Genomic DNA, 26,051 nt, shown 5'->3' on the forward strand with positions numbered 1-26,051 from the left:
GGTTGGGGGTCAGGTTCAGGGGCCGGCTCCGGCACGGCGACCACCGGCAGCGGCTCGACCGCGACCTCGGGCGCCGTCCACGGCGAGACCACCGGCGGCACGGGTTCGACGTTGGCCGGAACCACGGGCGCGGCCCGCACGACCGGCTCCGGACGCCGCAAAAGCTCGGCCACCCGCGTCTCGAGCGCCTTCAGGCGACGGTCCTGCCGGTACAGCACGACCGCCAGAACAAGGATGATCAGCCAATGCACCCGGTCGAGTCCCTGAAAGCCGCAAGCGTCACAGGACCGACCCATAGCACAGGGATCACGGAAAGGTTGCACCCTGAGTGGGCAGGTGAAGGCGGAGCGTTTCGGATTTCAGGCGGGGGGGGCATGCTCGCAAACGCGCCTTCACGGCCGCCGCCACCGCACGCTTCGCCAGTAGGGAGGACGAGACCCCTTTTCCTCCACTGCATCGCGGGCGAGGTGGCACGGCGCGGATAGGCGAACTTCAAATCGTCCGCTATTCGGTGCCGGCATGATCCTCGCCCCCTCTTGCCAAGCTTGCCTTACTGAACCGGCTCGCCACCGGATCGACAGTGGCGATGAACTGCGACCGTTTTTGACCTGTCGAGGCTGCGCCAACCGGTTGGAAAGCCTGGCTTTGCGCCCGTTGGAGTGGTTCAGGCTCGCGGCGCTCCACGGCCCGCTTGCGTTTCTACTTCATGACGACTTCTATTCCGAAGACGGCGTGGCTGATCAGAACAGGATCCCGGTTCAACAGGCAGGACTATTCCCTGCTCCCACGCTGGATAGTGTTCGGGCCGACTTGCAAAAGCTTTTCGACTACACCTTTACGCGCTGGCGTTTGGAAGCGCCCGTCGTCGCGGCGTTAAACGTGTATGCCCCGGAAGTTCTGCTGCGGACGATGTCACAGCGCATGCTGGAGTGCCCAATACCGTGGATCGAAAGTCGATGCTTTGAGGTGGCGGCGACCCTGGGCCCTGCGGCGCGCGACTGGGTCAGGGCCAACTGGGCCAATGGCACCAAATCAGCCACGCTTTACGCCTTTCTAAAGTCCGCTGCGGCCTGCCTCCCGGCCCCGGAAGCCGTTCCGCAAGCTCTTCAAGCCGTCGAGGCTGCAGATGGCGGGGATATCTCCGTCACCGCCCTGGCGCTGGTGGACTTTCACTCGCCCCAGGTCCTCGATTGGATCGAGCGCACCGTAAGGTCCCCGGTTTCAGACCGTTGGGGCTATCTGGCTGCGAGGTCGAGCCTGACCTGGGCGGTCGCCGCAAGATGGCTCTCGGCAGGACGGCCCACGAGCCTCGTCGCTCTGGACGCACTTTTGAATGTCTATTGCGCGCATCCGTCGGTTCGCCATCCCATCCCGGCCGAACTGCCAGATCAACCCGGAACGCCGCTGATTTTGCAGACCCTCCATGACGCCGCCCTGGTCGATCCGGTCCCCCGCGTTGAAAAGGCGGTGGCCGCCATCGTGCGGAGCATAGCTGGCTAGGCCGACGCGCATGGAGGCGCGACGCGCGCTTACATGCCGATGTCCGGCAAACCTTCGGGCGGCTAGGCTGCTCTCAAAAGTCGGGGCCCTAAAGCAATCCGCTGAAGTCCCCTCGCTCTGCAATCCCCCCTCTCAGACATGTGCCGGGGCCGGTTCCAGGGTAGGCGTCAAAGGTCAGCTTTCGGGCTGCGTGGTTCTTTCCGCTCGCGCCCCATAGCGGACCATGCTGTTCAGCACTAAAATCTCACTCATGGGGTTTTGGTGGCGTCGAGAAGAGATGCATGAGGCACGGATTATCCGGGCCGCAGAGACGCTCGCCCAGACCTTTGACCTTGGTGAAGGCGAACAGGTTTCAGCTCTCCAGGGCGAAGGCTTCGCCGAAGGCGAGGCGTGGCGGATAGTCACGCTGCTTCCGCTGGCCTTCAGCCGGCCGGTATTGGAGCAATTAGGTGTCCGCCGCTTCGTGATGCGCGTGACAGCGCGACAGGCCGACGGACGGCGCGTGACGGCAATGTTGACGCGTCAGCCCGAATACGTCGCAGGCCTAAAGCTAGCGCGAAAGCATCGCCAGAATGGTGTGATGGAACACAGCGTTTACGTCCGCATCGCGGAGAGCAGCGCCGACATTAACGCGGCAAGCAAAGCGCTGAATGAGGGCGCGGATATAGCTGGCGCAACTGTTGCCGCATCGCTGGTCGGGCCGGAGATCGCCAAGCATCTCATTCGCTGAGTCTGCTGACCACCCTTCTCAGACATTCGCTAGATCCGCTTCCGGTGCGATCGTCGAAAGTCAGGTTTCGGGCGTATTGAAAGTTTTCCGCTTCCGATCCAAGCCCGCCACTCGCCTCTTCGTCATTCCCACCCCTTTCAGTCGCTGCGTGGGTCTGCACTGGGCTCTCGTCATCCGCTCTCCCCGGCGAAAGCCGGGGCCCAGATTCAGCCTGGGCCTCGGGGATGATGCACCTACGCGCCTGGCCGAGCGCGTTCAGCGTTCGGGGTTCGATCTGGACCCCGGCTTTCGCCGGGGAGAGCGGAGATGCAGGTTAGGTCCGCAAACCACCCTTCTCAGACAGTCGCTAGGTTAGGTTCCGGGTTAAGGGCCAAGTGCCCTTCCCCCGCCCGCCACCAACCCCTAACGCCTCATTAACCATGTTCACCGCATCCTGAGCCCGCGATTCCCAGCCCTGTTCGGGCGCGTGCGAGAGGGGCCCTGATGACCGGCGCTGAAGTTCTTGATGTCGGTCGCGACGCCATCTGGCTGACCCTGCAGCTGTGCGCGCCGGTGCTGATCGTCGGTCTGGTGGTCGGGGTGGCCATCGGCCTCTTTCAGGCCCTGACCCAGATCCAGGAAGCCACCCTTGTCTATGCCCCCAAGATCGTGGCCATCTTCGTGTCGCTGCTGATCTTTCTGCCGCTGATGGGCTCGCTGATGGCGGGCTTCATGCGCCAGATCGCCGCTCGCATCGCCGGCATGTAGGGAAGGACCCCGGCGCTTGGACTCCTACGCCACTGCGGCCCAGGTCTATGTCGCCGGTCTCGTCTTCGCACGGGTCGGGGCCATGGTCATGCTGATGCCCGGCATCGGTGACACGGCCGTGCCGCCGCGCATCCGCCTGTCGTTCGCGCTGCTGATGGCCATGATCCTGACGCCGTTGGTCCAGGCCAGTGTCGGCCGTGTGCCGTCCAGCGTCGGCGGCCTGGCCGGCCAGGTGATCCACGAGATCCTGATCGGCCTGATGATCGGGGCCGTCCTGCGCCTGTTCTTCACGGCCCTGTCGACGGCCGGTGAAATCGTCTCCATGCAGACGACCCTTTCGTTCGCCCAGAGCACCAACCCGTCGATGGGCCAGTCGAGCACGGCGGTGGCGACCTTTCTGTCGATGCTGGGCCTGACCCTGATCATGGCCACCGACCTGCACCACCTGTTCATCGGGGCGATCGTCAAGTCGTACGACCTGTTCCCGTTCAGCCGCGCCGTGCCGGTCAATGACGCCGCCACCCTGGCCCTGCGCACCGTCGCCGACAGCTTCTCGCTGGGCGTGCAGCTGGCTGCGCCGGTCATCGTCTTCTCGCTGGTCTTCAACCTCGCGGTCGGCCTGGTGGGACGGGTGATGCCGGCCTTCCAGATCTTCTTCGTGGCCTCGCCGCTCAGCGTGATCCTGGGCCTGTCCCTGCTGGCCCTCAGCCTCGGCGGCATCGCCATGGTCTGGACGGACCGCTATCGCGACCTCCTCTCGGTCTTCAACTAGGGGCGGGCCGTGGCGGAAGACACAGACAACGACTCGAAAACCGAAGAGCCGTCAGCCAAGAAGCTCGACGATGCCAAAAAGCGCGGTGAAACGGCCAAGAGCGCCGACATCCCGCAACTGGCCTCGCTGGCGGCGGCGATCGCCGTGGTCCTGCTGGCCGGCGGCTGGCTGTCGCGCAACCTGATGGCGGCGCTCGAGCCCTTCCTGGCCCATGCCGGGCAGATGGACCTCAGCAGCGGCGGCGCGGTGGTCATCGCCCGGCAGGCCATCCTCGCGGCCCTGCCACCGCTGGTGCTGGTCATGCTGACCACGGCCCTGGCCGGGGGCGCGGCCCACGTCGCCCAGTCGGGCTTCATCTTCAGCGGCGAGAAGATCAAGCCGGACTTCAAGAAGCTGGACCTGATCAAGGGCATGGGCCGGCTGTTCGGCATCGACGGCCTGATGCAGTTCGCCAAGTCGGCCGTAAAGTTCATCGTCACCGGCATCATCGCCTGGTTCGTGCTCAAGCCTCATGCCGGCGAGGTGGTCAATCTGGTCGGCATGGACCCGGCGGCGATGATCCCGGAATCGATGAAGCTGGCCAAAAAGCTGTTGTTTGCCGTGCTGCTGCTGCTGACCGTGACGGCGGGCTTTGACTGGTTCTGGCAACGCCAGCGCTTCATGCAGCGGATGCGCATGACGCTGCAGGAGGTGAAGGACGAGTTCAAGCAGTCGGACGGTGACCCGCACATCAAGGCCAAGCGCCGGCAGATCCAGATGCAGCGCTCGCGCCAGCGGATGATGCAGGCCGTGCCCAAGGCCACCGTCGTGGTCATGAACCCGACCCACTATGCCGTGGCGCTGAAGTACGAGGCCGGCGAGACGCCTGCGCCGCTCTGCGTGGCCAAGGGCATGGACGACCTGGCGCTGAAGATCCGCGCCGTCGCCGAGGAGCATGGCGTCCCGGTGCTGGAAGATCCGCCCCTGGCCCGCGCCCTCTATGCCGCCGTCGAAATCGACGAGGAAATCCCCGCCGAACACTTCGAAGCCGTCGCCAAGGTGATCGGCTTCATCCTCAACGGCAAAAAGCCCAAGCCGCGGGCGAGGCCGCTCTAGACGTGATTCTTCAGCCCTCTGACCTTGCCTTCCAGAAAGAGTATGCTTGACCCAGTCCCAGGTGAGTCGCGGCTCACGCGTTGAACAAGGATTTGTCTGGTCCATGGCGCAAACGCCCGTCCAGGACATCACCGAGACCGGCGCGACGCCCCGCCGCTTCGACCCCCTGATCTGGGGGGCGGTGCTCTTCTTCATGGCCGCTGCCGCCCTGGCGGCGGTGCCCGCCATGCGCGCCGGACCGGCCACCTTGGCCGGCCTGCTGCTGCTGGGCGGGGTCGCCGGAGTCGCGATCCTCGGCCTGGTGGCCATCCGTGCCTCAACCCATCACGAGAGCGACGCCGACGCCGCCGAGGTGTTCATCGACGTCCTGTCCGAGCCTTCCGCCCTGGTCGCGGCCGACGGCCGGGTGCTGGCCGCCAACCGGCCCTGGCGCGACCTGCTGGGCGAAGCCCGCAGCCTGCCCAAGGGCGCGGCCGGTGCCGGCCTGTTCTCGGCCCTGGTCCAGGCCCGCAAGGGTGCGCTGGCCGAAGGCGTGCTGCGCCTGCCCAGTGGCGAGCGCACCGCCACCGTGTCGCAACTGCCCGGCGGCCGTCTGCTGGTCCGCCTGTCGTTGCCGACGACGGCGCCGGTTTCGCTGGCCGAGGTGCCTCTGGCCCCAAGGATCGAGGCCGTGACCCCGCCGCCCGGATCGCTGGATGCCTTTGCCGGGGCCTCGCCGTTCGGAGCCGCCCTGCTGGACGGCCCGGAGCCGTTCAAGGCCCGCATTCTGGAAGCCAATCCCGCCCTTCTGGCCATGGGCGGGGCCAATGCCCGGGCCGGGGTCGTGTTCGGCGAGATGATCGAGCCCACCACCCGGACCGAGGCCGAGACGCGGCTGGCCGGCGGCAAGGCCGGTCCGTTCGAGGTGCGCCTGTCGCGCGACCCGACCCGCATCGCCCACCTGTATCTCTACAAGGCCGAAGGCCGGCTGGTCGCCTATCTGATCGACGTCTCCGAGCAGAAACAGATCGAGCTGCAACTGGCCCAGGCCCAGAAGATGCAGGCCATCGGCCAGCTGGCCGGCGGCGTGGCCCACGACTTCAACAACCTGCTGACCGCCATCCAGCTGCGCCTGGACGAGCTGCTGCACCGTCACCCGGTCGGGGACCCCTCGTATGAGGGCCTCAACGAGATCCGCCAGACGGGCGTGCGGGCCGCCGACCTGGTGCGCAAGCTGCTGGCCTTCTCGCGCAAGCAGACCGTGCAGCGCGAGGTGCTCGATCTGGGCGAACTGATCTCCGAGTTCGAGGTGCTGCTGCGCCGCCTGCTGCGCGAAGACGTCAAGCTGATCACCGACTATGGCCGCGACCTGCCGCAGGTGCGGGCCGACAAGAGCCAGCTGGAAACGGCGGTCATGAACCTGGCCGTCAATGCCCGCGACGCGGTGCGAGCCGCCAAGGGCGGCGGCGTGGTGCGCATCCGCACGGCCCGCCTGACCCAGGAAGAGGCCGTCAGTCTCGGCTTCCCCGGGGCAGAGGGCGACACCGCCTTCATCGAGGTCAGCGACGACGGTCCGGGCATTCCGCCCGACGTCATGGGCAAGATCTTCGACCCGTTCTTCACCACCAAGCCGGTGGGCGAAGGCACGGGTCTGGGCCTGGCCACCGTCTATGGCATCGTCAAGCAGAGCGACGGCTGGATCCACGTCCACAGCCGGCCCAATGAAGGGGCCGCCTTCCGGATCTTCCTGCCGGTGCATGTGCCGACCGCCGCTGCTGTTGCAGCCGCAGCTGCCGTCGCCGCCGAGCCGCCCAAGGCCCGACCGCCCCGCGACCTGTCGGGGGCCGGTCGCATCCTGTTCGTCGAAGACGAGGACGCCGTGCGCGGCGTCGCCGCCCGCCTGCTGCGGGCCCGCGGCTACGAGGTGCTGGAAGCCTGCGACGGCGAGGAGGCCCTGCTGATCGCCGAGGAGCATGCCGGGACCATCGACCTGCTGATCAGCGACGTGATCATGCCCGGTATCGACGGTCCGACCCTGCTGAAAAAGGCACGCGGCTATCTGGGCAATGCGCCGGTGATGTTCATCAGCGGCTATGCCGAGGCCGAGTTCAGCGACCTGCTGGAAGGCGAAACCGGCGTCACCTTCCTGCCCAAGCCGATTGACATCAAGACCCTGGCCGAACGGGTCAAGCAGCAGATGGCGGCCGCCTGAAGCCAGCCGGCTTCCCGCTGAACCGAACTGGCCCTAGTCTGGGCTGCGGGTCAGGGGGATGACATGGCATCGGCGGATAGCGCGCAACGGTTCGGGCCGGGCACGGACGGCCCCTTCTTCAGGATCATGGCCGTAGTCGTCGCCCTGGTCGTCGTCGCCGGGTTCGGGCCCAGCTATGCCGCCAGCCTGCCACCGCCCGGCCTGCCGGTCTGGGTTCACCTGCACGGCGCGGTGATGACCGCCTGGATTGTCCTGTTCGCCGTCCAGGCCTGGTTGGTGGGCCGGCGCGACCTAGCGCTCCACCGGCGGCTGGGGACGCTGTCAGTCGGTCTGGTCGTCGTCATGGTGCCGCTCGGGATCCTGACCAATGCCATGGCCGTCCACCGCGGCGCGACGCCGCCCTTTTTCACCCCGGCCATGATGATGGCCGCCGACGGCCTGGACCTGACCCTGTTCGTCGGCCTGTTCACGGCGGCGATCCTGCTGCGCCGCCAGGGGGCGTGGCACAAGCGGCTGATGCTCTGCGCCACCGTCCTGCTGACCTGGCCGGCCCTGGCCCGTCTGGCACCGCTGCGCAGTCTCGGCCTGGAGATGATCATCCCCGCCTCGATCACCCTGCTGATCCTGCTCGCCCTGGTCGGACCGGCCTATGACCTGATCACCCGGCGGCGCGTGCATCCGGCCTATCTCTGGGGCGTCGGCCTGATCCTCCTCGCCCAGCCGCTGCACGGCCTGATCGCGGCCACCCCGCTTGTGCAGGACATGGCCCGCCGGCTGCTGGTCTGAGCAGGCGAGGGAGCGGTCAGGCCTGGCCGCTCTTCGCCAATCCCAATCCCCTTGTCATCCCGGCCGTATCCCGGCGAAAGCCGGGGGAAGAGCCGGGACCCAGGGGCCGCCGCACTGCCGTTGCCCCTGGGTCCCGGCGCTCCCGCCCTCACGGGCGTCCGGCCGGGATGACAAGTGTTTATAGGGCGAAGTGGAAGCCCCCGAACGGACCGTCCGTGGTGCCGTTATGGGTTGGAGGCGGACCTGCCCCGCTTCTCCGCTCTCCCCGGCTTTCGCCGGGGTCCAGATCGAGCCCCGAACGCTGCAAGCGCTCAGCAAGGCGCGTAGGCGCATCAACCCCAGAGGCTCGGGCTGAATCTGGGCCCCGGCTTTCGCCGGGGAGAGCGGATGACGAGAGCCCAGTGCAGACCCACACAGCGTCTGAAAGGGGTGGTTTGGGGACAACACAATCACCGTCATCCCGCGCTTTATGCGCGGGACCCATTTGACTGTCGCAGGTGCGGTACGCCGTGGATTTCCCACGTGGAAGCCGAACCATGGGTCCCGCGCATAAAGCGCGGGATGACGGCTTGTTCGTTTTGGAAGCTGAACTTCCAAACGTCCGCAACGGGTCGGGAGCGGCAACTAGCTCGCCGCCTGAAACCGGACCTTCAACGATCATCCTCGAAGCGGCCCAAGCCAATGTCCGACAAGGCTGGAGGGACTGACGCTCAAACCGGTCCTTCTGTCAGGGAGAGCTGGACCATGGCCGTCCGACGTCTACCGCCGTCCCCTAGTCCTCATCCGGCCCCAGATCCGCCGCCGCCCAGGCGGCCGCTGACGCCAGGCTGGCGCCGCGGGCGCGGGCGGCACGGGCCAGGCGGCGGGCGACCGGGTCGTCGTCGATCTCGACCAGGCCGCGGGCCTCGCTGACCGCCGCCGTCAACCGCTCGAGGTCCTGGGGGCGCGAGAGCCGGTGGTCGCCGTCCTTGATCAGGGTGAAGACCACGTCCTGACCGGTCAGGGCATTGGCCAGCGCCAGGGCGTGGGTCCAGGGCACGTCGGGGTCGGCGCCGCCCTGCAGGATGCGCACCGGCACGTCGATCGGCACCGGACCGGGCAGGATCGACCACTGCGCCCCGTCCTCCAGCAGTGCCCGGGTGATCGGATAGCCGCCGTCGTCATAGTCGGACGGCCGGATCCAGAAGCCGTCGCGGGCGATGGCGGCCCGGGCGTCCTCCGACAGTTCGGGGGCCATCAGCTTTTCGGTGAAGTCCGGGGCCGGCGCGATCAGCACCATGGCCCTGACCCGCTCGGGCCGGGCCAGGGCGACCAGGCAGGCGATCCAGCCGCCCATCGACGAGCCCACCAGGATCAGCGGCCCCTCGGTCAATTCATCGACGGCGGCCAGGGCGTCGGCGCGCCAGCGGCTGATCGTGCCGTCGGCGAAGCGGCCGTCCGACTCGCCATGTCCGAAATAGTCAAAGCGCAGGAACCGCCCGCCGGTCGCCTCGGCCTGCTCGGCCAGGGTCTGGGCCTTGGAGCCGGTCATGTCGGAGTGAAATCCGCCCAGCCAGACCACCGTGGCCCCCTCGCCCGACACCTGGCGATAGGCCAGGCGGTGTTTGTCGTCGCGAACAAGCCACTCTGGGGATTCGGTCATGGCGCGGCCTTGATCCTTTCGCTAACTAAACGGGCCATCTCAGCCGAGAGTCGCGTGCCCGACATTCCCGCCGATTTTACCCTTCTGCAGGTCACACCCGAACTGGAAACAGGCGGGGCCGAACAGACGACGATTGATGTCGCCCATGCGGTCGTCGCGCAAGGCGGCAAGGCCCTGGTCGCGACCCGGGGCGGACGCATGGCCTCGCGGCTGGAAGCCGACGGCGGTCGGCTGGCCCAGATGCCGGCCCAGTCCAAGAACCCGCTGATCATGCTGGGCAATGCCGCGCGCCTGATCGACCTGATCCGGCGCGAGAAGGTCAGCCTGGTCCATGCCCGCTCGCGCGCTCCGGCGTTCAGCGCCCTCTGGGCTGCCCATGCGACGAAGACGCCGTTCGTGGCCACCTATCACGGGGTCTACAATGCCCGCTCCAGCCTGAAGCGCTGGTACAATGCGGTGATGACCAAGGGCACCCTGGTGATCGCCAACTCGGAATACACCCGCGCCCATGTGATTGCCGAGCACGGCGTGGACCCCGACCGGGTGGTGGCGATCCCGCGCGGCGTCGACCTGACGCGTTTTGAACCGGGTCTGGTCAGCCGTGACCGCCTCGCCGCCCTGCGCTCGGCCTGGGGCCTGGCGGCCGATGACCGCCGGCTGAAGGTCTTGCTGGCTGGACGTCTGACCCGCTGGAAGGGCCAGGCCATGGTCATCGAGGCCATGGCCCGCCTGAAGGCCGCCGGCGATCCGAAGATCCTGCTGCTGCTGGTCGGCGACGATCAGGGCCGCAAGGCCTATCGCGCCGAGCTGGAAGCCCAGATCGCGGCCGCCGGCCTGCAGGACGACGTGCGGATCGTCGGTCACTGCGACGACATGCCGGCCGCCTACCTGCTGGCCGATGTCGCCATCGCGCCCTCCCTCGAACCCGAGGCCTTCGGCCGCACGGCCGTGGAGCCCCAGGTGATGGGCCTGCCGGTTCTGGCCTCAGACCACGGCGCGGCCCGCGAGACGGTGGTTCCGGGCGAAACCGGCTGGCTCGTGAAGCCGGGCGATCCCGGGGCCTGGGCCGTGGCCCTGGCCGAAGCGCGCGATGCCGGGGCCTCACGCCGCCAGATCATGGGACAAAGTGCCCGGACGCGCGCCCGCCAGTTGTATTCGGTAGACGCCATGTGCGAAGCCACGCTCAAGGTCTATGCGCGGATTCTGAACGCAAGACCCCCGGAGCCAGGACGGTGAGCAAGGAAATCAAGAAGGTCCTGGTGATCAAGCTGGGGGCCCTCGGGGATTTCGTGCTGGCGCTCGCCGCGATGAAGAAGATCCGCGAAGCCCACCCCAAGGCCAAGATCACCCTGCTGACCACCCCGCCGTTCGAGGCCCTGGCCAGGCTGAGTCCCTATTTCAACAGCATCGAGACGGACGGTCGTCCCGGCGACGTCGGCGACCTGACCAAGATGCTGGGACGCCTGCGCGCGGCCCGCTACGACCGCGTCTATGACCTGCAGACCAACAGCCGCACCAACTGGTACTTCCAGGCCCTGCGGCCGTTTCCGCCGCAATGGAACGGCATCGCCTCCGGCTGCGCCCTGCCCCAGCGCGGCACGGCCCGGCTGCGGATGCACACCCTGGAGCGTCAGGCCGACCAGCTGCGCGCCGCCGGCATCTGGCCCGACGCCCCGACCGAGCCCGGCAGCGCCCCGCCGCCGGACCTGTCCTGGATCCTGCGCCGCCACAAGGAGCCGCGGCCGGTGGCCGGCGCGGCGGCCCCGCGTCCCTATGTGCTGTTCGTGCCGGGCGGCTCGGCCCACCGGCCCGAAAAGCGCTGGCCGGTCGAGAACTTCGCCCAGCTGGGCTCGCTGCTGAAGGCCCGGGGCCTCGACATCGTCATCATCGGCGGGCCGCAGGAAAGCGCCATGGCCCGCCAGATCCAGAAGGCCGTGGGCCAGGCCCGCGACCTGACCGGCCGCACCGACTTTGCCCAGCTGGCCGTGCTGGGAGCAAAGGCGGCCCTGGTGGTCGGCAACGACACCGGCCCAACCCATCTGCTGGCCGCCGCCGGGGCCCCGACCATCGCCCTGTTCTCCGGGGCCTCGGACCCCGACCTGTGCGGCCCGCGCGGCCATGTGGCGGTGATCCGCTCGCCCGACCTCAAGGCCCTGCCCGTCTCGACCGTGGCCAGCGCCGCGATGAGCCTGCTGCCCTAGAATAAGCCTTGTCATCCCGGGCGGACCCCGGCGAGAGCCGGGGGGAGACCCGGGACCGCCAAGCCTGAACCTCAATACCCCGCATACCGCCCCGGCCGGTGATTGGCGATGATCACCAGGCTGAGGGCCACGGCCGAGAGAATCGACAGGGCCAGCCGGGCCGGGTCGATCACGGCAAAGGCGGCCGCCACGATCAGGCAATCGGCCACCATCTGCACCTTGCCGGCACTGACTCCGCGCTTTTCCTGCAGATAGAGCGCCAGCACCCCGATTCCGCCGACACTGGCGCGGTGACGGGCCAGGGCCAGGATGCCCATGCCGATGATCGTGCCGCCGAACACCGCCGCGAACAGCGGGTCAACGCCGGTGACCTTCAGCCAGTGCGGCATGCCGAAGGCCAGTCCCGCCAGCAGCAGGTTGGTGGCCAGGGTCTTGAGCGTGAACATCCAGCCCAGGGTGCGCTGGGCCAGGATGTAGAAGGGAATATTGAGCACCAGGAACACCGTCCCGACCGGCCAGTCGGTCAGATAGGACAGGATCAGCGCCACCCCCGCGACCCCGCCGGTCACCAGTCCCGCCGTCTTCAGCAGGGTCAGGCCCACCGCGATGAAGCTGGAGCCGATCAGCAGGGCGTGGACGTCTTCAAGGGCAGTGTGGCGGGTTTGAACCATGGCGAGGGCAGGCGTTTCCATCAGTGACCGGGTGGGTCCCTGCCTGTCCGTTTCCGCCCTGCGACGCCCTGTCGCCCGAAAGGATGGGCGGCAAGCGGCTGTCTTTGGTTCGCGCCGCTTGATAGGGGGCACCCGACAGGTCATATATCAATATCTCGCCGCGCGCTTCCGCGCAGCGCGACCTTCTTCAACTGTACCGGAGCCGCCCCTATTCGCCGTCCTATGCAAACGCCGCCCGTCAAGGACGGGCCGCGTATCAACGATGAAATCCGCGTCCCGCGCGTCCTGCTGATCGACCAGAACGGCGAGAAGCAAGGCGAGATGCCGACCGCTTCCGCCCTCGAGGCGGCAGAAGAAGCCGGCCTGGACCTGGTGGAAATCGTTCCGAACGCCAACCCGCCCGTCTGCAAGATTCTGGACTATGGAAAGTTCAAGTTCCAGGAACAGAAGAAGAAGAACGAGGCGCGCAAGCGGCAGAAGGTCGTCGAGCTCAAGGAAATCAAGCTCCGTCCGAACATCGACATCCACGACTACGAGGTGAAGGCGAAAGCCATGCACCGGTTCTTCGACGAAGGCGACAAGGTCAAGGTGACCCTGCGCTTCCGCGGCCGGGAAATGGCCCACCCCGAACTGGGCATGAAGCTGCTGATCAAGGTCAAGACCGACTTTGAGGAAGTGGCCAAGGTCGAGTACGAGCCCCGCATGGAAGGCCGTCAGATGATCATGATCCTCGCGCCGAAGTGATCTGAGTCCCGACACGCCGATCGACAGGAACGCCCCGGACACCGTCCGGGGCGTTTTTGTTTGCGGCCCCTGGCGAGACAACCTCAAACGCGTCTCGACACGAACACTCGCCCTGATAGAAATTGCTGCAGGTCGGGGGATTGTTCAGCGTGAAGAAGATGCATTTAGCCGCAATGGCGGCATGCCTGGCGATGCTGGTCGCTGCACCGGCCTCGCATGCGGCGACCGAGAAGACCCCCCTGGCCGCCTATGGTGGCCTGCCCAATATCGAACAGCTCGAAATCTCGCCGGACGGTACCAAGCTCGCCGTGGTGGTCACCAACCAGGAAAACCGGGCGATCGTTGTTCGGGGTACGGCGGAGGACAGTAAGCCAGAACGGGTCTTGCTGTTCGACAATCACAAGCTGCGAAGTGTGCGCTGGGCGGGGCAGGATCATCTGCTGATCACCACCTCCCAGGTGGTCGAGACCCTCCGCTTCGAGGGCCCCAAGCGCGAATACCTGATGGCCTTCGACTACAATCTCGTCACCGGCAAGCAGACCAAGCTGATGACGAAGCTGCCGGGCACCCTGAGCGTGGTGCTGGGCCCTCCGGAGGTGCGGATCATAGACGGTGCCCCCTATGCACTCGTCGAGGGGATCAATGTCGAGGATGTCCAGGGCCGAAACAGCCTGTTCCGGATCAATCTGGAGACCGGCTTTACCTCGAAAATCGACATCGGCGGCGATGTCGATACCGACGACTGGCAGGTCGGCCCTGACGGTACGCCCATGGGCCAGACCCTCTACAACGAGAAACGCCAGGCCTGGACCCTCAAGGTGCGCGACGAGGCCGACTTCAACATCGTCGAGCGGGCAACCCTGCCCATGGGTTCCAGACAGATCGAGGGTCTGGGGCGCGACGGGCGATCCGTGGTGGTCTGGGTCGACGATCCGGCCAATCCCGACCAGACGATCCTGCGCGAATACCGGGCCGACGGCAGCAAGACCGATGTTCCCGGCTCCGCCGCGTTTGAAGGCCTGATCTTCGCGCCCGGTGACTCCCGGCTGATCGGCGGGGTCAGGCAGGCAGGGGATGTTGCGGCATATGAGTTCTTCGACCCCAGGGATCAGGCGGCCTGGCAGACGGTCCTCAAGGCCTTTCCCGGCGACCAGGTGGCGCTGACCTCCTGGTCAGACGACCGTCGCAAGGTGGTGGTGATGGTCGACTCGCCGATGGTCGGCCCGGCCTATGCCCTGGTCGATCTCAACACCAAGAGCGCCCGCTGGCTGGGCGACATCTATCGCGGCCTGCACTCCGACAGCGTTTCGGAGGTGCGACCGGTCCGCTACAAGGCCGCCGACGGACTTGAGATCAACGGCTATCTCACCCTGCCGAAGGGACGAGACCCCAAGAACCTGCCGCTCATCGTGTTCCCGCACGGCGGTCCGGAAGGTCGCGATGTGCTCGGCTTCGACTGGCAGGCCCAGGCCCTGGCCTCCCGCGGCTATGCGGTCCTGCAGCCCAATTTCCGGGGCTCGGAGGGCTATGGCAGGGCTTTCCTCGAGGCCGGCTTTGGCCAATGGGGCAAGAAGATGCAGACCGACCTCTCCGACGGTGTGCGCGATCTTGCGGCGCAGGGGATCATCGATCCCAAGCGGGTCTGTATCGTCGGCGGCAGCTATGGCGGCTATGCCGCCCTGGCCGGAGCAACCATCGATACCGGCGTCTATCGCTGCGCGGTGTCGATCGCCGGCCCGTCGGACCTCAAACGCTTCCTCGACTACACGGGCTCGCGGTATGACGGCCCCAATTCAGCCCTGCGCTACTGGTTGCGGTTCATGGGAGCCGACGGCGTGCGCGATCCGGACCTGGCCACCCTTTCGCCGGCGCGACTGGCGGACCGGGCAAGCATTCCGATCCTGCTGATCCACGGCAAGGACGACACGGTGGTCCCCTACGATCAGAGCCAGGTGATGGCGGCCGCGCTCAAACGGGCCGGACGTCCGGTCGAGATAGTCACGCTGGACGGTGAAGACCACTGGCTGTCCCGCGGCGCGACCCGCCTGACCATGCTGACCGCGACCGTCGACTTCCTCGAGAAGCACAATCCGCCGGACTAGCGCCCGCTCTCCGCATGGAAGGCCGTCAGATGATCATGATCCTGGCCCCGAAGTGATCTGATCCTTCAGGACGCCGATCGACAGGAACGCCCCGGACACCGTCCGGGGCGTTTTTGCTGGGCGATCCGGGGGGCGCTCCGGGAAAACAACCCAACAGTGCAAACCGCCTCGACCGCAGCCGAGGCCTGTTCTAGGTTCGCGGCAGTTTGGGGGAATTGATGTGATGCGACGTTTACTGACCGTCCTGACGGCGGGCCTGCTCATGGCCGTGGCAAGCCTGACCACCGGACCGGCCAGGGCCGCCGCACCGCTGGAGGCCTATGGCCGACTGCAGTCGATGGACAGCGTAGCGATCTCGCCCGACGGCACCATGATCGCCTTCATCGTCACGGCCGAGGCCGGCAATGATCGCTTCATCGTCGTACAGCCCCTGGGCGGCGCGCCGATCCAGACCGCCACGATCGGCTTCCGCAAGGTGCGCTACATCAAGTGGGCCGGCCCCGATCACGTGGTGATCGTGACCTCGACGACCGATGTCGTACCGGGCGTCTTCTACACCGGCGAAATGTTCCAGGGGGCCAGCCTCAATGTCCGCACAGGCAAGATGGCCCGCCTGCCGGCCCGCTCGGCAGAGTCGGTGGTCAATGTGCTGATGGGCGACGTGCAGCCCGGCATGATCGGCGGCAAGCCCTCGGTCCTGACCGGCCTGTTCGTGGCCGACGGCAAGAGCATCCGCACCGCCAATGACCGGCTGGATCTCTACTCGATCGATCTCGACACCGGTATCGCCCACCGCCAGCAGATGGGCGATACCGACACCAGGGCCTATCTGGCCCGCAATGACGGCACGCCCCTGGCCAAGATCAGCCAGCGTGACCGCGAGGGCAACAGCCAGTGGACCCTGTCCCTGCGCAAGGGCTCGAGCTGGCAGGATGTCTATAGCGTCACGGCCCCCATCGACACGCCGGACCTGTTCGGCATCACCCGCGACGGCTCGAAGCTGGTCGTCGACAGCCTGGACGAAGCCACCCACAGCTGGCGCCTGACCTATCTCGACATCGCGTCCGGCAAGCTCGGCGACTATGTCGGTGGAGCCGGCCAGTCCAGCGTGGTCACGGACGACGACGCGGTGGTGCTGGGCTATGCGACCCAGGACGGCTTCGTCGACTACGACTTTACCGAGCCCAGGCTGAAGGCCGCCTGGCCGATGGTCAAGGGCGTGTTCAGGGGCAAGCAGGTCACCCTGGCCTCGTGGACGCCCGATTTCGCCAAGCTGGTCGTCTATGTCGATGCGGGCACGGAGTCGGGCACCTACTATCTCGTCGATCTGGCGGCCAAGAAGGTCAATCCGCTCGGCCGCGCCTTCCCCAAGCTGGCGGCGACGGATGTCGGCGAGGTTCGGGCCATCCGCTACGCAGCGGCCGATGGCCTGATGATTTCAGGATACCTCACCCTGCCCCCGGGCCGCAGTGCCGCCAAGGGCCTGCCCCTGATCGTCCTGCCGCACGGCGGACCACAATCCCGCGACACCGCCGGCTTCGACTGGTGGGCCCAGGCCCTGGCCTCGCGGGGCTATGCCGTCCTGCAGCCGAACTTCCGGGGTTCCTCGGGCTTCGGCCAGGCCTTCACCGAGGCAGGTCACGGAGAGTGGGGCCGCAAGATGCAGACCGACCTGTCGGACGGCGTGAGCTATCTGGCCGCGGAGGGCACGATCGATCCCAAGCGCGTCTGCATCATGGGCGGCAGCTATGGCGGTTATGCCGCCCTGGCCGGCGTGACCCTGCAGAAAGGCATCTATCGTTGTTCCGTTGCCGTGGCCGGGGTCGCCGACCTGAAGGACTTCCTGCAGTGGCGAGCCGATATGGGCGGGAGCAAGTCCCTGACCATCCGCTACTGGAACCGCTTCCTCGGCGTCGACGCCTATAACGACCCCAAACTCAACACGCTGTCACCGACCCGGCTGGCCGCCCAGGCCAGCAGTCCGATCCTGCTGATCCATGGCAAGGACGATACGGTGGTGCCCTATGCGCAGAGCGCCGACATGGCCAGGGCCCTTCAGGGCGCAAGAAAGCCGGTCGAATTCGTGACCCTGCGCAGCGAGGATCACTGGCTCTCGAGTGCCGAGACCCGGCTGGAGATGCTCACCTCGGCGGTCACCTTCCTCGAGAAGCACAACCCGCCGAACTAGGCTGGACAGGAGCCTGCCCTGCAGGGGCCGTCGAGCGCAAACCGGCCGGCACCGCAGGCCCCCACCTGACCGGCTGACGCCGGTCGTCCGCCCCCAACAGGGGCGGATGAGACCCTCTTCCCCCTCCGGGGGAAGACGGCTGCGCAGCAGCCCGTAGGGGGCAAGTGCGGGGATCAAATAGACACTCTCTCCTTGTCATCCCGGCCGCAGCGTAGCGAAGAGCCGGGACCCAGGGGCAACCGCAGTGCGCCTACCCCTGGGTCCCGGCGCTCCCGCCCTCGCGGGCGTCCGGCCGGGATGACAAGGATTTTGAGCTTGAGAGCGGGGATCCATCGACACCAATCCCCGTCATTTCCAAGACAAACCCCAACCCGATCAACCCCTTACAAATATCTCCATCGCGCCAATCAAACGCGCTCAGAACCCCCCGCATAATCACCTCACCTCGTCGCGGGGAAGGGCGCTTGGCCAGCGACCGGAGCGGCGGCGTGGGGTGGTCGAGCGGGAAGCTCAACCGATGGCAGGTGAAAGCTGCCAACCCTGTCGTGTCTGGCGGCGGTCGGCCGTGGATCACAGAAACGACGTCACGTCAGGGGTCGGGCGAGCAGCAGGCTGATCTGGAAGGATCAGCAGTCCGGACCGGGGCCGCAACCCGGTCCGCCCGCCGGAGGCTTCAAGGCGGCGAGGCTCTAACAGGGCTCAGGCGTCGCACGCTTCCGACAGAACGATCACGCGGAGCGTTCAGACTTCGTCGAAACGGTAATCAAAACTCTTTTTCCGGGCGAGGCCCGAACGCTCCGCAGCCCTTCCCATCCCTTCAGCGGCCAAACCGCGTGAGGCGGCGATCGCGTGGCGGTCCCTGTTCCACCGCGTCGCGGCACAGGGAGACCTGAGCTCGCCCATCCGCATCGACGGTCGCCACGGCCGTCAATCAGGACTACACCGCGCCTCGTCATGACCCAGTCCGCCACGCCGCAGCCCGCAAAAGCCGAGCCTGAAACGCCGGCCGCCAGCCCGCGCGCGCTCTATGTCCTGCTGCTGGTGGTGTTCATCAATCTGGTCGGCTTCGGGATCGTCATCCCGCTGCTGCCCTTCTATGCCAAGTCGCTGAACGCGGCCCCCTGGCAGATCACGGCCCTGTTCTCGGCCTACAGCCTCGGCCAGTTTTTCGCCGAGCCGTTCTGGGGCCGGATGTCGGATCGCATCGGCCGCCGGCCGGTGCTGATCATCACCATCCTGGCCAATACCGCCGCCTATGTGGCCCTGGCCTTTGCGCCCAATCTCTGGGCCGCCTTCGCCATCCGGCTGGTCGGCGGGTTCGCCACCGGCAACATCTCGACCATCCAGGGCTATATGGCCGACGTCACCCCGCCGGAACAGCGCGCCGGGCGGATGGGCCTGCTGGGGGCGGCCTTCGGGGCCGGCTTCGTCATCGGCCCGGCCCTGGGTGGTCTTCTGGCCCATCCGGAGGCCGGCCATCTGGGCTTCCAGATCCCGCTGTTTGCAGCGGCGGGCCTGTCGGCCCTGGCCTCGCTGGGCGTCTTCCTGTTCGTGGTCGAGAGCCGCTCGCCCCGCGCCGTCGACGCGCCACGGCCGCATCGCCGGGCCGCCCTCGAGGCCGCCCGCTCCCATCCGGTGCTGTCGCGCATCCTGCTGGTCACCCTGGTCTCGACGGCGGCCTTTGCGGGCATGGAATCGATCTTTGGCCTGTGGACCGAGGCCCGCTTCGGCTGGGGTCCGCAGCAGGTGGGCCTGTGCTTTGCCGTGATCGGCATCGTCGCCTCGATCGGCCAGGGGGCCGTGACCGGGCGGCTGGCCCGCCGCTTTGGCGAACCGCGCGTGCTGATCGCAGGCCTGTCGATCATTGCCCTCAGCCTGACGATCACGCCCTTTGCCCCGAACGGGGCCAGTGTGCCGCTGTTCGTCGGCCTGACCGCCTTTGGCCAGTCGCTGGTCTTCCCCTGCGTGGCGGCGCTGATCTCGCGCTCGACCGCCTCCGACCAGCAGGGGGCCATGCTGGGCCTGAACATGGCCGCCGGGTCGCTGGCGCGGATGGCCGGACCGATGCTGGCCGGACCGCTGTTTGGCCTTGCCATCGGCGGCCCCTACTGGTTCGGCGCGCTGCTGACCCTCCCCGCGATCGCTCTGGCGGTGATGATCAGCCGCTCGCTGCGCCGGGCGGCCTGAGGAGGACGGCGACGTGATCCGCCGACTCCCCTTGCCTTCCCCGACTCTTTCCCGTAGTAACCCCGCCTTTCCGGAACCGCCTGGCTTATTGGCATGCCATGGCGGTTCGTCTTGCTATCCCAGAGGACGGGGCGAAAGCTCCGACGCGAAATGCCTAAGTTGAAGACCAAGTCGGGCGCCAAAAAGCGCTTCAAGATCACGGCCACGGGCCTGCTGAAAGCCGGCGTCGCCGGCAAGCGTCACCGTCTGATCGGCCACAACGGCAAGTACATCCGCCAGAACCGCGGCACGAAGGTCATGAGCGAATCCGACGCCAAGACCATCCGTTCGTACCTGCCCTACGGCCTTTAAGAGGAGCGCTGACACATGGCTCGCGTCAAACGTGGCGTCACCGCCCACGCCAAGCACAAGAAGGTTCTTGAACAGGCGAAAGGCTTCTACGGCCGCCGCAAGAACACCATCCGTACCGCCAAGGCCGCCGTCGACAAGGCCGGCCAGTACGCCTACCGCGACCGCAAGGTCCGCAAGCGCGCCTTCCGCTCGCTGTGGATCCAGCGCATCAACGCCGGTGCGCGCACCGAAGGCTTCACCTACTCGCAGTTTATCCACGGCCTGGACGTGGCGGGTATCGTGATCGACCGTAAGGTCCTTTCGGATATCGCGGGTAACGACCCGATCGCGTTCAAGGCCATTGCTGACAAGGTCCGCACCGCCCTGGCCGCCTAAGGTCTTTTTCGGGTCCGTCCCGAATGCGATCTAGAAAAGCCCCTCGGTGCGAACCGGGGGGCTTTTTGCTGCGCGCTCCCCTACTCCGCCCCGCCCGAATGCTCTAGACGGAAGCCCGTCATGACCGATCTCAAAACCCTCGAATCCGATGTGCTGGCGCAAGTCGCCGCCGCCGCTGACCTTTCCGCCCTCGACGCCGTGCGCGTCGCGGCCATCGGCAAGACCGGCTCGATCTCCGGCCTGCTGAAAACCCTCGGCGCGATGAGCCCCGAGGAGCGCAAGGATCGCGGCGCGGCCATCAACGCCCTGCGCGATGTCGTCCAGACCGCCCTCGCCGAGAAAAAGGCCGCGCTGGAAACCGCTGCGCTCGACGCCCGGCTGGCCAGCGAGACCCTCGACCTGACCCTGCCGGCGCCGCATCGCCGCAAGGGCAGCGTCCATCCGACCATGCAGACCATGGACGAGATGATCGCCATCTTCGCCGAGATGGGCTTTGCCGTCGCCGAAGGTCCGGACATCGAGGACGACTTCCACAACTTCACGGCCCTGAACTTCCCCGAGAAGCACCCGGCCCGCGAGATGCACGACACCTTCTTCTTCAACCCGAAGGATTCCGGCGAGCGCATGCTGCTGCGCACCCACACCAGCCCCGTGCAGGTGCGGACCATGGTCTCGCAGACGCCGCCGATCCGCATCATCGCCCCGGGCCGCACCTATCGCTGCGACAACGACGCCACCCACACGCCGGTGTTCCACCAGGTCGAGGGTCTGGTGATCGACAAGGGCATCCACATGGGCCACCTGAAGTGGACGCTGGAGACCTTCCTGGCGCGGTTCTTCGAGACCGATGCGGTGACCACCCAGTTCCGCCCGCACCACTTCCCGTTCACCGAGCCCTCGGCCGAGATGGACGTGCAGTGCGACCGCTCGGGCGGCGAGATCAAGATCGGTCAGGGCACCTCGTGGCTCGAGATCCTTGGCTGCGGCATGGTTCACCCCAACGTGCTGCGGGCCTGTGGCATTGATCCCGACGAGTACCAGGGCTTTGCCTTCGGCATGGGTGTCGACCGTCTGGGCATGCTGAAATACGGCATGCCCGACCTGCGCGACATGTGGTCGTCCGATACCCGCTGGCTTTCGCACTATGGCTTCAGCGCCTTTGCCGCGCCGAACGCTGCTTCCGGACTGAGCTGATGACCGACACGACGCAACCGCAATCCCGTCCCCGCCGCGTTCCGGCCGATCCCCTGGCCCCGGTGCTGGAAGATCTCGACATCGTCCTGTTCGAGCTGTTCCGCGCCAACATGATCGCCGGTGACCAGGTCATCCGTGGCCGCACGTTCCGCAACTGTCTGATCGAAGGTCCGGCCGTCATGCTGGTGCTGCCCGGCACCCATTTCGACGACACCAATTTCGGCTTTGCCGACGGCGACATCCGCAACCTCGTCCTGCGTCCGGCCGGCCCGCAAAAGGTCGTCGGCGCGATCCCCGTTCAAGACTGCACCTTCATCGGCTGTCACTTCCACGGCGTCGGCTTCACCGGCCCCGAGGCTTTCCTGCAGCAGATCCTGGCGCTGGATAATTCCCAATGAAGTTCACCCTGTCCTGGCTCAAGGACCACCTTGAGACCACCGCCACCGCGCCCGAGATCGTCGCTGCCATGACCATGGCCGGCCTCGAGGTCGAGCACGTCACCGATCCGGCCACCAAGCTGGCGGCCTTCACGGTCGCCAGGATCGTCGAGGCCGTGCAGCATCCCAATGCCGACCGGCTGCGGGTCTGCCAGGTCGAGACCGTCGACGGCATGAAGGAAATCGTCTGCGGCGCGCCCAATGCCCGGGCCGGCCTGACCACTATCTATGCCCCGATCGGCGCCTATGTGCCGGGCCTGGACGTCACCCTGGCCCTCAAGCCGGTGCGCGGCGTCGTCTCCAACGGCATGCTCTGCTCGGCCTCCGAGCTGGAAGCCGCCAGCGAGAGCGACGGCATCATGGACCTGCCGGGCGATCTGGCCGTCGGCACCCCGGCCGCCACCGCTCTCGGCCTGGAAGCCGTCATCGACTTCGAGGTCACCCCCAACCGTCCCGACTGGCTGGGCGTCGCCGGCATTGCCCGCGACCTGGCCGCCGCCGGGCTCGGCACGCTGAAGGACCTGTCGATCGACCCCGTGGCCGGCACCTTCCCCTGCCCGATCTCCGTCAAGGTCGACGGCGAGGCCTGCCCGGTGTTCGCCGGTCGCCTGATCCGCGGCGTCAAGAACGGCCCGTCGCCCCAGTGGCTGCAGGACCGCCTGCTGGCGATCGGCCTGCGCCCGATCAGCGCCCTCGTGGATATCACCAACCTGATCAGCTACGACCGCGCCCGGCCGCTGCACGTCTATGACGCGGCCAAGCTGTCAGGCAGCGAGATCTCGACCCGTCTGGGCCGCCACGGCCAGAACGGCGACGAGCACCTGATCGCGCTGGACGGCAAGACCTATGAACTGACGCCCGACATGTGCGTGATCGCTGACGCCTCAGGCGAGCGCCCGATCGGCCTCGGCGGTGTCATGGGCGGCGAAAGCACCGGCTGCTCGGACGAGACCACCGACGTCTTCGTCGAAAGCGCCTGGTTCGAACCGATTCGCATCGCCCAGACCGGCCGCACCACGGGCATCAAAAGCGACGCCCAGTACCGCTTCGCCCGCACGGTCGACACCGGCTCGGTCGTGCCCGGCGTCGAGCTGGCGACGAAGCTGATCCTCGAGCTCTGCGGCGGCGAGCCGTCGGAGATCGTGGTCGCCGGCACGGCACCAGCCGCCCCGACGGGCTTTGGCTTCGAGCCCGACTATGTCGAACAGTTGGCGGGCCTGGCGGTGACACCGGAACGCACGCGCCAGATCCTCAGCGATCTGGGCTTCGACATCCAGCTGGGTTCGCCCTGGACCGTGACCCCGCCGAGCTTCCGCCGCGACGTGGCCGGCAAGGCCGATCTGGTCGAAGAAGTCGCCCGCATCGCCGGCTACGGGGCCCTGCCCTCGACGCCCCTGCCCGAAGTGCCCCGCGCCGTCGGCGGCATCCTGACGCCCAGACAGGCCCGGGGCCGGGTCGCCCGTCGCGCCCTGGCCGCGGCCGGCTATGCCGAAGCCCTGACCTGGAGCTTCACCAACCAGAAGACGGCTGCCCTGTTCGGCGGCGGCGCGCCGGAACTCGTGCTGGCCAATCCGATCGCCTCGGAACTGGACTGCATGCGTCCGTCGCTGCTGCCCAACCTGATCGAGGCGGCGGGCCGCAATGCCCGCAAGGGCTTCCCCGATGCGGCCCTGTTCGAGATCGGCCCGACTTTCCACGGCGACCGTCCGCAGGACCAGCGGACCATGGTCAGCGCCATTCTCGTTCCCCGCGCCCCGCGCGGCTGGGACAAGGCGGCCCAGGACGACCTGTTCACCCTGAAGGCCGACCTTCTCGCCCTGCTGGAAGAGCTGGGCGCGCCGGTCGACAAGCTGCAGACCGCCCAGGGCTCGGCCTCGACCTGGTGGCATCCCGGCCGCTCGGCCCGGTTGCAGCTGGGTCCCAAGGCGGTGATGGCCGAGTTCGGTGAACTGCATCCGGCCGTTCTCAAGGCACTGGACGTGACGGGTCCCGTCTATGGCTTCGAGATCACCCTGGACGCCATTCCCGAGCCGAAGAAAAAGGCCACCAAGGGCCGGCCGGCGTTCTCGCCCTCGCCCCTGATGCCGCTGACCCGTGACTTCGCCTTCCTGGTCGAAAAGACCAGGCCGGCCGGCGACCTGGTGCGTGCCGCGGCCGGGGCCGACAAGGCCCTGATCGCCGCCGTCCAGGTGTTCGACGTCTATGAAGGCCCCGGCGTGCCGGACGGCTTCAAGTCGGTCGCCCTGGAAGTCGTCGTACAACCGCGCGAGGCCACCCTGACTGAAGCCGAGATCGAAGCCCTCTCGGCCCGCATCGTGGCCGCAGCCGAAAAGGCCGGCGGCAAGCTGCGGGGGTAGATCGAAGACTCGCCCCCTCCGGATGCTGCGCATCCTCCTCCCCCATAGGGGGAAGACAAGGTGCGCGACGGTCCTCTTCCCCCTCTGGGGGAGGAGCGCCGCAGGCGCGGAGGGGGCGAGTGCTCAACGAGGTGGCAACGTCGCCGCTCATTCGAACAATCAGCCCAAAACCGCGGCCAAACGCCTCCTTCGCAGGCAAAGCCTTGCGCAAGCGCCCTGCCCACGCTACCTCTAGGCTGCACGCACGGAGCTTCCACCTCACCATGGCCTCGCAACTCGTCCTCAACATCGCTTTTGCGACCGGCTTTGCCGCCGTCGCTGCGATGTCGTGCGTCGCGACCATGATGTGGACCCAGATTAAAACCGTTCCGGTACGGACGGGGCAACGGCGCGCGAGATAACCAGACCGCAGCCGACAGATCGCAAGATCTTCAAAAGCCCCGCTTCCGAAAGGAGCGGGGCTTTTTGTTGTGCGGTCTGTCGGTCTTTCCAAACTCAAGGGGGACCGAACCATGAGCTACCTGCCATCACCACCCGCCTTCAACAGCGATGCCGACGGCGTCACCGTCCATCAGCTGCTGCTGGCCGCCCAGGACGCCCACAGCGCGCTGGACGCCGTGCGCCAGGGCCTGGCCGACAGCGGTGCCGAGCTGTGCGCCTTCACCCTCAAGCCTGTCGGGCAGATCGTCGAGGCCAGCCTGCGCGTCCGGCATCTGGGCGATCAGGCGGCCCGACTGCTGGCCCGTGACCTGGCCGCCTGGCCCGGCGTCAGCTCGGCCAGCGTCGAGCATCAGTGGGTCCGGCCATGAAACCCGAGGACGACAAACGACGGCTCTTCCTCGTCACGGCCGAGGACACACCCGACGCCCTGATGCGGGTCCTCGGCGTGGCCAGCGTCCAGCAGGCCCGCCTGCGGACCCTGACCGCCGCCCCGGAAGGCCAGTCCCTAGCCATCCGGCTCGAGATCGATGACCAGGGCGATGAGCGGGCCGAGGTCCTGGCCTCGCGTCTGGCGGCCTGTCCGTCGGTGCGCGGCGTCGGATTCGGCTGGCGGGCGTAACCAAAGCGCCCGCCCATCCGTATCTGATGCACAGGCCCGCCTTCCGGGCCGCTTCCGGGATCGCTCGATGCGCCGCCTTCTTAGACTGATCACTGCCGTTCTGCTGCTGACGGGCCTGCCCGCCCTGGCCGCCACGCCGCCAAAGCCGGCCCCAAAGACCGCGACCGCCGTCTTCGCGGGCGGCTGCTTCTGGTGCATGGAGCACGACATGCAGGGCGTGCCGGGCGTGCTCAAGGTCGAGAGCGGCTATACCGGCGGCCATGTCGACCGGCCCACCTATCGCGACGTGACCAGCGAGCGCAGCGGCCACTATGAAGCCGTCCGCGTCACCTATGATCCGGCCAAACTGGACTATGGCTTCCTGCTCTATCGCTACTGGAAGCTGGTCGACCCTACCGACGACAGCGGCCAGTTCTGCGACCGGGGCCCGTCCTATCGTCCGGCCGTCTTCGTTGACGGGCCCGCCCAGCGCGCTCTTGCCGAAAAGTCCCGGGCCGAGGCGGCCAAGCGTCTGAAGACCGGCAAGATGGTCACGCCGGTCCTTGACCTGAAGACCTTCTGGCCAGCCGAGGAATACCACCGCGACTACGCCAAGCGGAATGCGCTGAACTACCAGGCCTACCGCATGGGCTGCGGTCGCGACCTGCGGCTGAAGCAGGTTTGGGGCGGGTAAGAGGCGGTGCCGCAATCACTTGCCCCCTCCGCGCCTGCGGCGCTCCTC

23 protein-coding genes and 1 pseudogene are annotated in these 26,051 nt (G+C 67.2%); 21 read left to right on the forward strand and 3 right to left on the reverse strand.

The genetic code is table 11. The features are described from left to right. Nucleotides 1-251: pseudogene (locus DBR10_RS08045) on the reverse strand (hypothetical protein); the annotation flags it as partial. A gap of 268 nt (nucleotides 252-519) precedes the next feature. Between DBR10_RS08045 and DBR10_RS08050 the strand changes: the two are divergent. The 7 genes from DBR10_RS08050 (at nucleotide 520) to DBR10_RS08080 (ending at nucleotide 7,821) form a co-directional block, all read left to right on the forward strand. After that, the gene (locus tag DBR10_RS08050; protein ID WP_146184221.1) at nucleotides 520-1,500 is read left to right on the forward strand and encodes a hypothetical protein; all 981 of its coding nucleotides are present in this window, start codon (nucleotides 520-522) and stop codon (nucleotides 1,498-1,500) included. 223 nt (nucleotides 1,501-1,723) lie between these two features. After that, nucleotides 1,724-2,230: a hypothetical protein gene (locus DBR10_RS08055; RefSeq protein WP_146184222.1), complete on the forward strand. Its 507-nt coding sequence runs from the start codon at nucleotides 1,724-1,726 to the stop codon at nucleotides 2,228-2,230. A gap of 480 nt (nucleotides 2,231-2,710) precedes the next feature. Further along, nucleotides 2,711-2,977, forward strand: a complete 267-nt coding sequence (fliQ, locus tag DBR10_RS08060; protein WP_199223666.1) for a flagellar biosynthesis protein FliQ — start codon at nucleotides 2,711-2,713, stop codon at nucleotides 2,975-2,977. A gap of 16 nt (nucleotides 2,978-2,993) precedes the next feature. Beyond that, nucleotides 2,994-3,749, forward strand: a complete 756-nt coding sequence (gene fliR, locus DBR10_RS08065; protein ID WP_108506262.1) for a flagellar biosynthetic protein FliR — start codon at nucleotides 2,994-2,996, stop codon at nucleotides 3,747-3,749. A gap of 9 nt (nucleotides 3,750-3,758) precedes the next feature. Further along, the gene (gene flhB / locus DBR10_RS08070; RefSeq protein WP_108506263.1) at nucleotides 3,759-4,844 is read left to right on the forward strand and encodes a flagellar biosynthesis protein FlhB; all 1,086 of its coding nucleotides are present in this window, start codon (nucleotides 3,759-3,761) and stop codon (nucleotides 4,842-4,844) included. Between the two features lie 103 nt (nucleotides 4,845-4,947). Beyond that, nucleotides 4,948-7,035 (forward strand): cell cycle histidine kinase CckA, encoded by a 2,088-nt coding sequence (cckA, locus tag DBR10_RS08075; protein WP_108506264.1) that lies wholly within the window; start codon nucleotides 4,948-4,950, stop codon nucleotides 7,033-7,035. Nucleotides 7,036-7,098: 63 nt separating this feature from the next. Next, complete coding sequence (locus DBR10_RS08080; RefSeq protein ID WP_108506265.1) at nucleotides 7,099-7,821, forward strand: hypothetical protein; 723 nt, start codon at nucleotides 7,099-7,101, stop codon at nucleotides 7,819-7,821. A gap of 772 nt (nucleotides 7,822-8,593) precedes the next feature. Here the strand turns inward: DBR10_RS08080 and DBR10_RS08090 are convergent. Continuing rightward, entirely contained in the window at nucleotides 8,594-9,463 is an 870-nt protein-coding gene (locus DBR10_RS08090) for an alpha/beta hydrolase (RefSeq protein WP_108506267.1), read from the reverse strand. 54 nt (nucleotides 9,464-9,517) lie between these two features. Between DBR10_RS08090 and DBR10_RS08095 the strand changes: the two genes are divergently transcribed. Beyond that, entirely contained in the window at nucleotides 9,518-10,699 is a 1,182-nt protein-coding gene (locus DBR10_RS08095) for a glycosyltransferase family 4 protein (protein ID WP_108506268.1), read from the forward strand. After that, a complete protein-coding gene (locus DBR10_RS08100; protein ID WP_108556249.1) occupies nucleotides 10,696-11,664 on the forward strand; it encodes a glycosyltransferase family 9 protein in 969 nt (322 codons plus the stop codon). Before DBR10_RS08095 ends, DBR10_RS08100 begins: the two co-directional genes overlap by 4 nt. 71 nt (nucleotides 11,665-11,735) lie before the next feature. Here DBR10_RS08100 and DBR10_RS08105 read toward each other — a convergent pair whose 3' ends face one another. Then, on the reverse strand, nucleotides 11,736-12,335 hold the full coding sequence (locus tag DBR10_RS08105) for a YitT family protein (protein ID WP_108505203.1): 600 nt from the start codon (nucleotides 12,333-12,335) through the stop codon (nucleotides 11,736-11,738). Nucleotides 12,336-12,557: 222 nt separating this feature from the next. Here DBR10_RS08105 and infC point away from each other — a divergent pair, with 222 nt between their 5' ends. The 12 genes from infC (at nucleotide 12,558) to msrA (ending at nucleotide 26,003) form a co-directional block, all read left to right on the forward strand. Beyond that, a complete protein-coding gene (gene infC, locus DBR10_RS08110) occupies nucleotides 12,558-13,079 on the forward strand; it encodes a translation initiation factor IF-3 (protein ID WP_108505200.1) in 522 nt (173 codons plus the stop codon). 158 nt (nucleotides 13,080-13,237) lie between these two features. Continuing rightward, nucleotides 13,238-15,181 carry an alpha/beta hydrolase family protein gene (locus DBR10_RS08115; protein WP_108505202.1) on the forward strand — a complete coding sequence of 648 codons (1,944 nt, stop codon included), beginning with the start codon at nucleotides 13,238-13,240 and terminating at the stop codon, nucleotides 15,179-15,181. A gap of 223 nt (nucleotides 15,182-15,404) precedes the next feature. Then, on the forward strand, nucleotides 15,405-17,369 hold the full coding sequence (locus tag DBR10_RS08120; protein ID WP_233243326.1) for an alpha/beta hydrolase family protein: 1,965 nt from the start codon (nucleotides 15,405-15,407) through the stop codon (nucleotides 17,367-17,369). A 954-nt stretch (nucleotides 17,370-18,323) separates the two neighbouring features. Beyond that, the gene (locus DBR10_RS08125; RefSeq protein ID WP_108505199.1) at nucleotides 18,324-19,556 is read left to right on the forward strand and encodes an MFS transporter; all 1,233 of its coding nucleotides are present in this window, start codon (nucleotides 18,324-18,326) and stop codon (nucleotides 19,554-19,556) included. 150 nt (nucleotides 19,557-19,706) lie between these two features. Next, nucleotides 19,707-19,907 carry a 50S ribosomal protein L35 gene (gene rpmI / locus DBR10_RS08130; protein WP_007672148.1) on the forward strand — a complete coding sequence of 67 codons (201 nt, stop codon included), beginning with the start codon at nucleotides 19,707-19,709 and terminating at the stop codon, nucleotides 19,905-19,907. Between the two features lie 15 nt (nucleotides 19,908-19,922). Beyond that, nucleotides 19,923-20,282, forward strand: a complete 360-nt coding sequence (rplT, locus tag DBR10_RS08135) for a 50S ribosomal protein L20 (RefSeq protein WP_108505198.1) — start codon at nucleotides 19,923-19,925, stop codon at nucleotides 20,280-20,282. 120 nt (nucleotides 20,283-20,402) lie between these two features. After that, a complete protein-coding gene (pheS, locus tag DBR10_RS08140) occupies nucleotides 20,403-21,476 on the forward strand; it encodes a phenylalanine--tRNA ligase subunit alpha (RefSeq protein WP_108556250.1) in 1,074 nt (357 codons plus the stop codon). Continuing rightward, nucleotides 21,476-21,874 carry a hypothetical protein gene (locus tag DBR10_RS08145; protein ID WP_108556251.1) on the forward strand — a complete coding sequence of 133 codons (399 nt, stop codon included), beginning with the start codon at nucleotides 21,476-21,478 and terminating at the stop codon, nucleotides 21,872-21,874. The genes pheS and DBR10_RS08145 overlap by 1 nt, the downstream gene beginning before the upstream one ends. Next, nucleotides 21,871-24,270: a phenylalanine--tRNA ligase subunit beta gene (pheT, locus tag DBR10_RS08150; protein WP_108505197.1), complete on the forward strand. Its 2,400-nt coding sequence runs from the start codon at nucleotides 21,871-21,873 to the stop codon at nucleotides 24,268-24,270. The genes DBR10_RS08145 and pheT overlap by 4 nt, the downstream gene beginning before the upstream one ends. Before the next feature lie 512 nt (nucleotides 24,271-24,782). Continuing rightward, entirely contained in the window at nucleotides 24,783-25,079 is a 297-nt protein-coding gene (locus DBR10_RS08160) for a hypothetical protein (protein WP_108556252.1), read from the forward strand. Then, nucleotides 25,076-25,330: a hypothetical protein gene (locus tag DBR10_RS08165; RefSeq protein WP_108556254.1), complete on the forward strand. Its 255-nt coding sequence runs from the start codon at nucleotides 25,076-25,078 to the stop codon at nucleotides 25,328-25,330. The genes DBR10_RS08160 and DBR10_RS08165 overlap by 4 nt, the downstream gene beginning before the upstream one ends. A 67-nt stretch (nucleotides 25,331-25,397) precedes the next feature. Next, nucleotides 25,398-26,003, forward strand: a complete 606-nt coding sequence (gene msrA / locus DBR10_RS08170) for a peptide-methionine (S)-S-oxide reductase MsrA (protein ID WP_108505195.1) — start codon at nucleotides 25,398-25,400, stop codon at nucleotides 26,001-26,003. Nucleotides 26,004-26,051: the final 48 nt, after the last annotated feature.

Source organism: Caulobacter sp. HMWF025, from assembly GCF_003060965.1.
GTDB lineage: Bacteria > Pseudomonadota > Alphaproteobacteria > Caulobacterales > Caulobacteraceae > Caulobacter.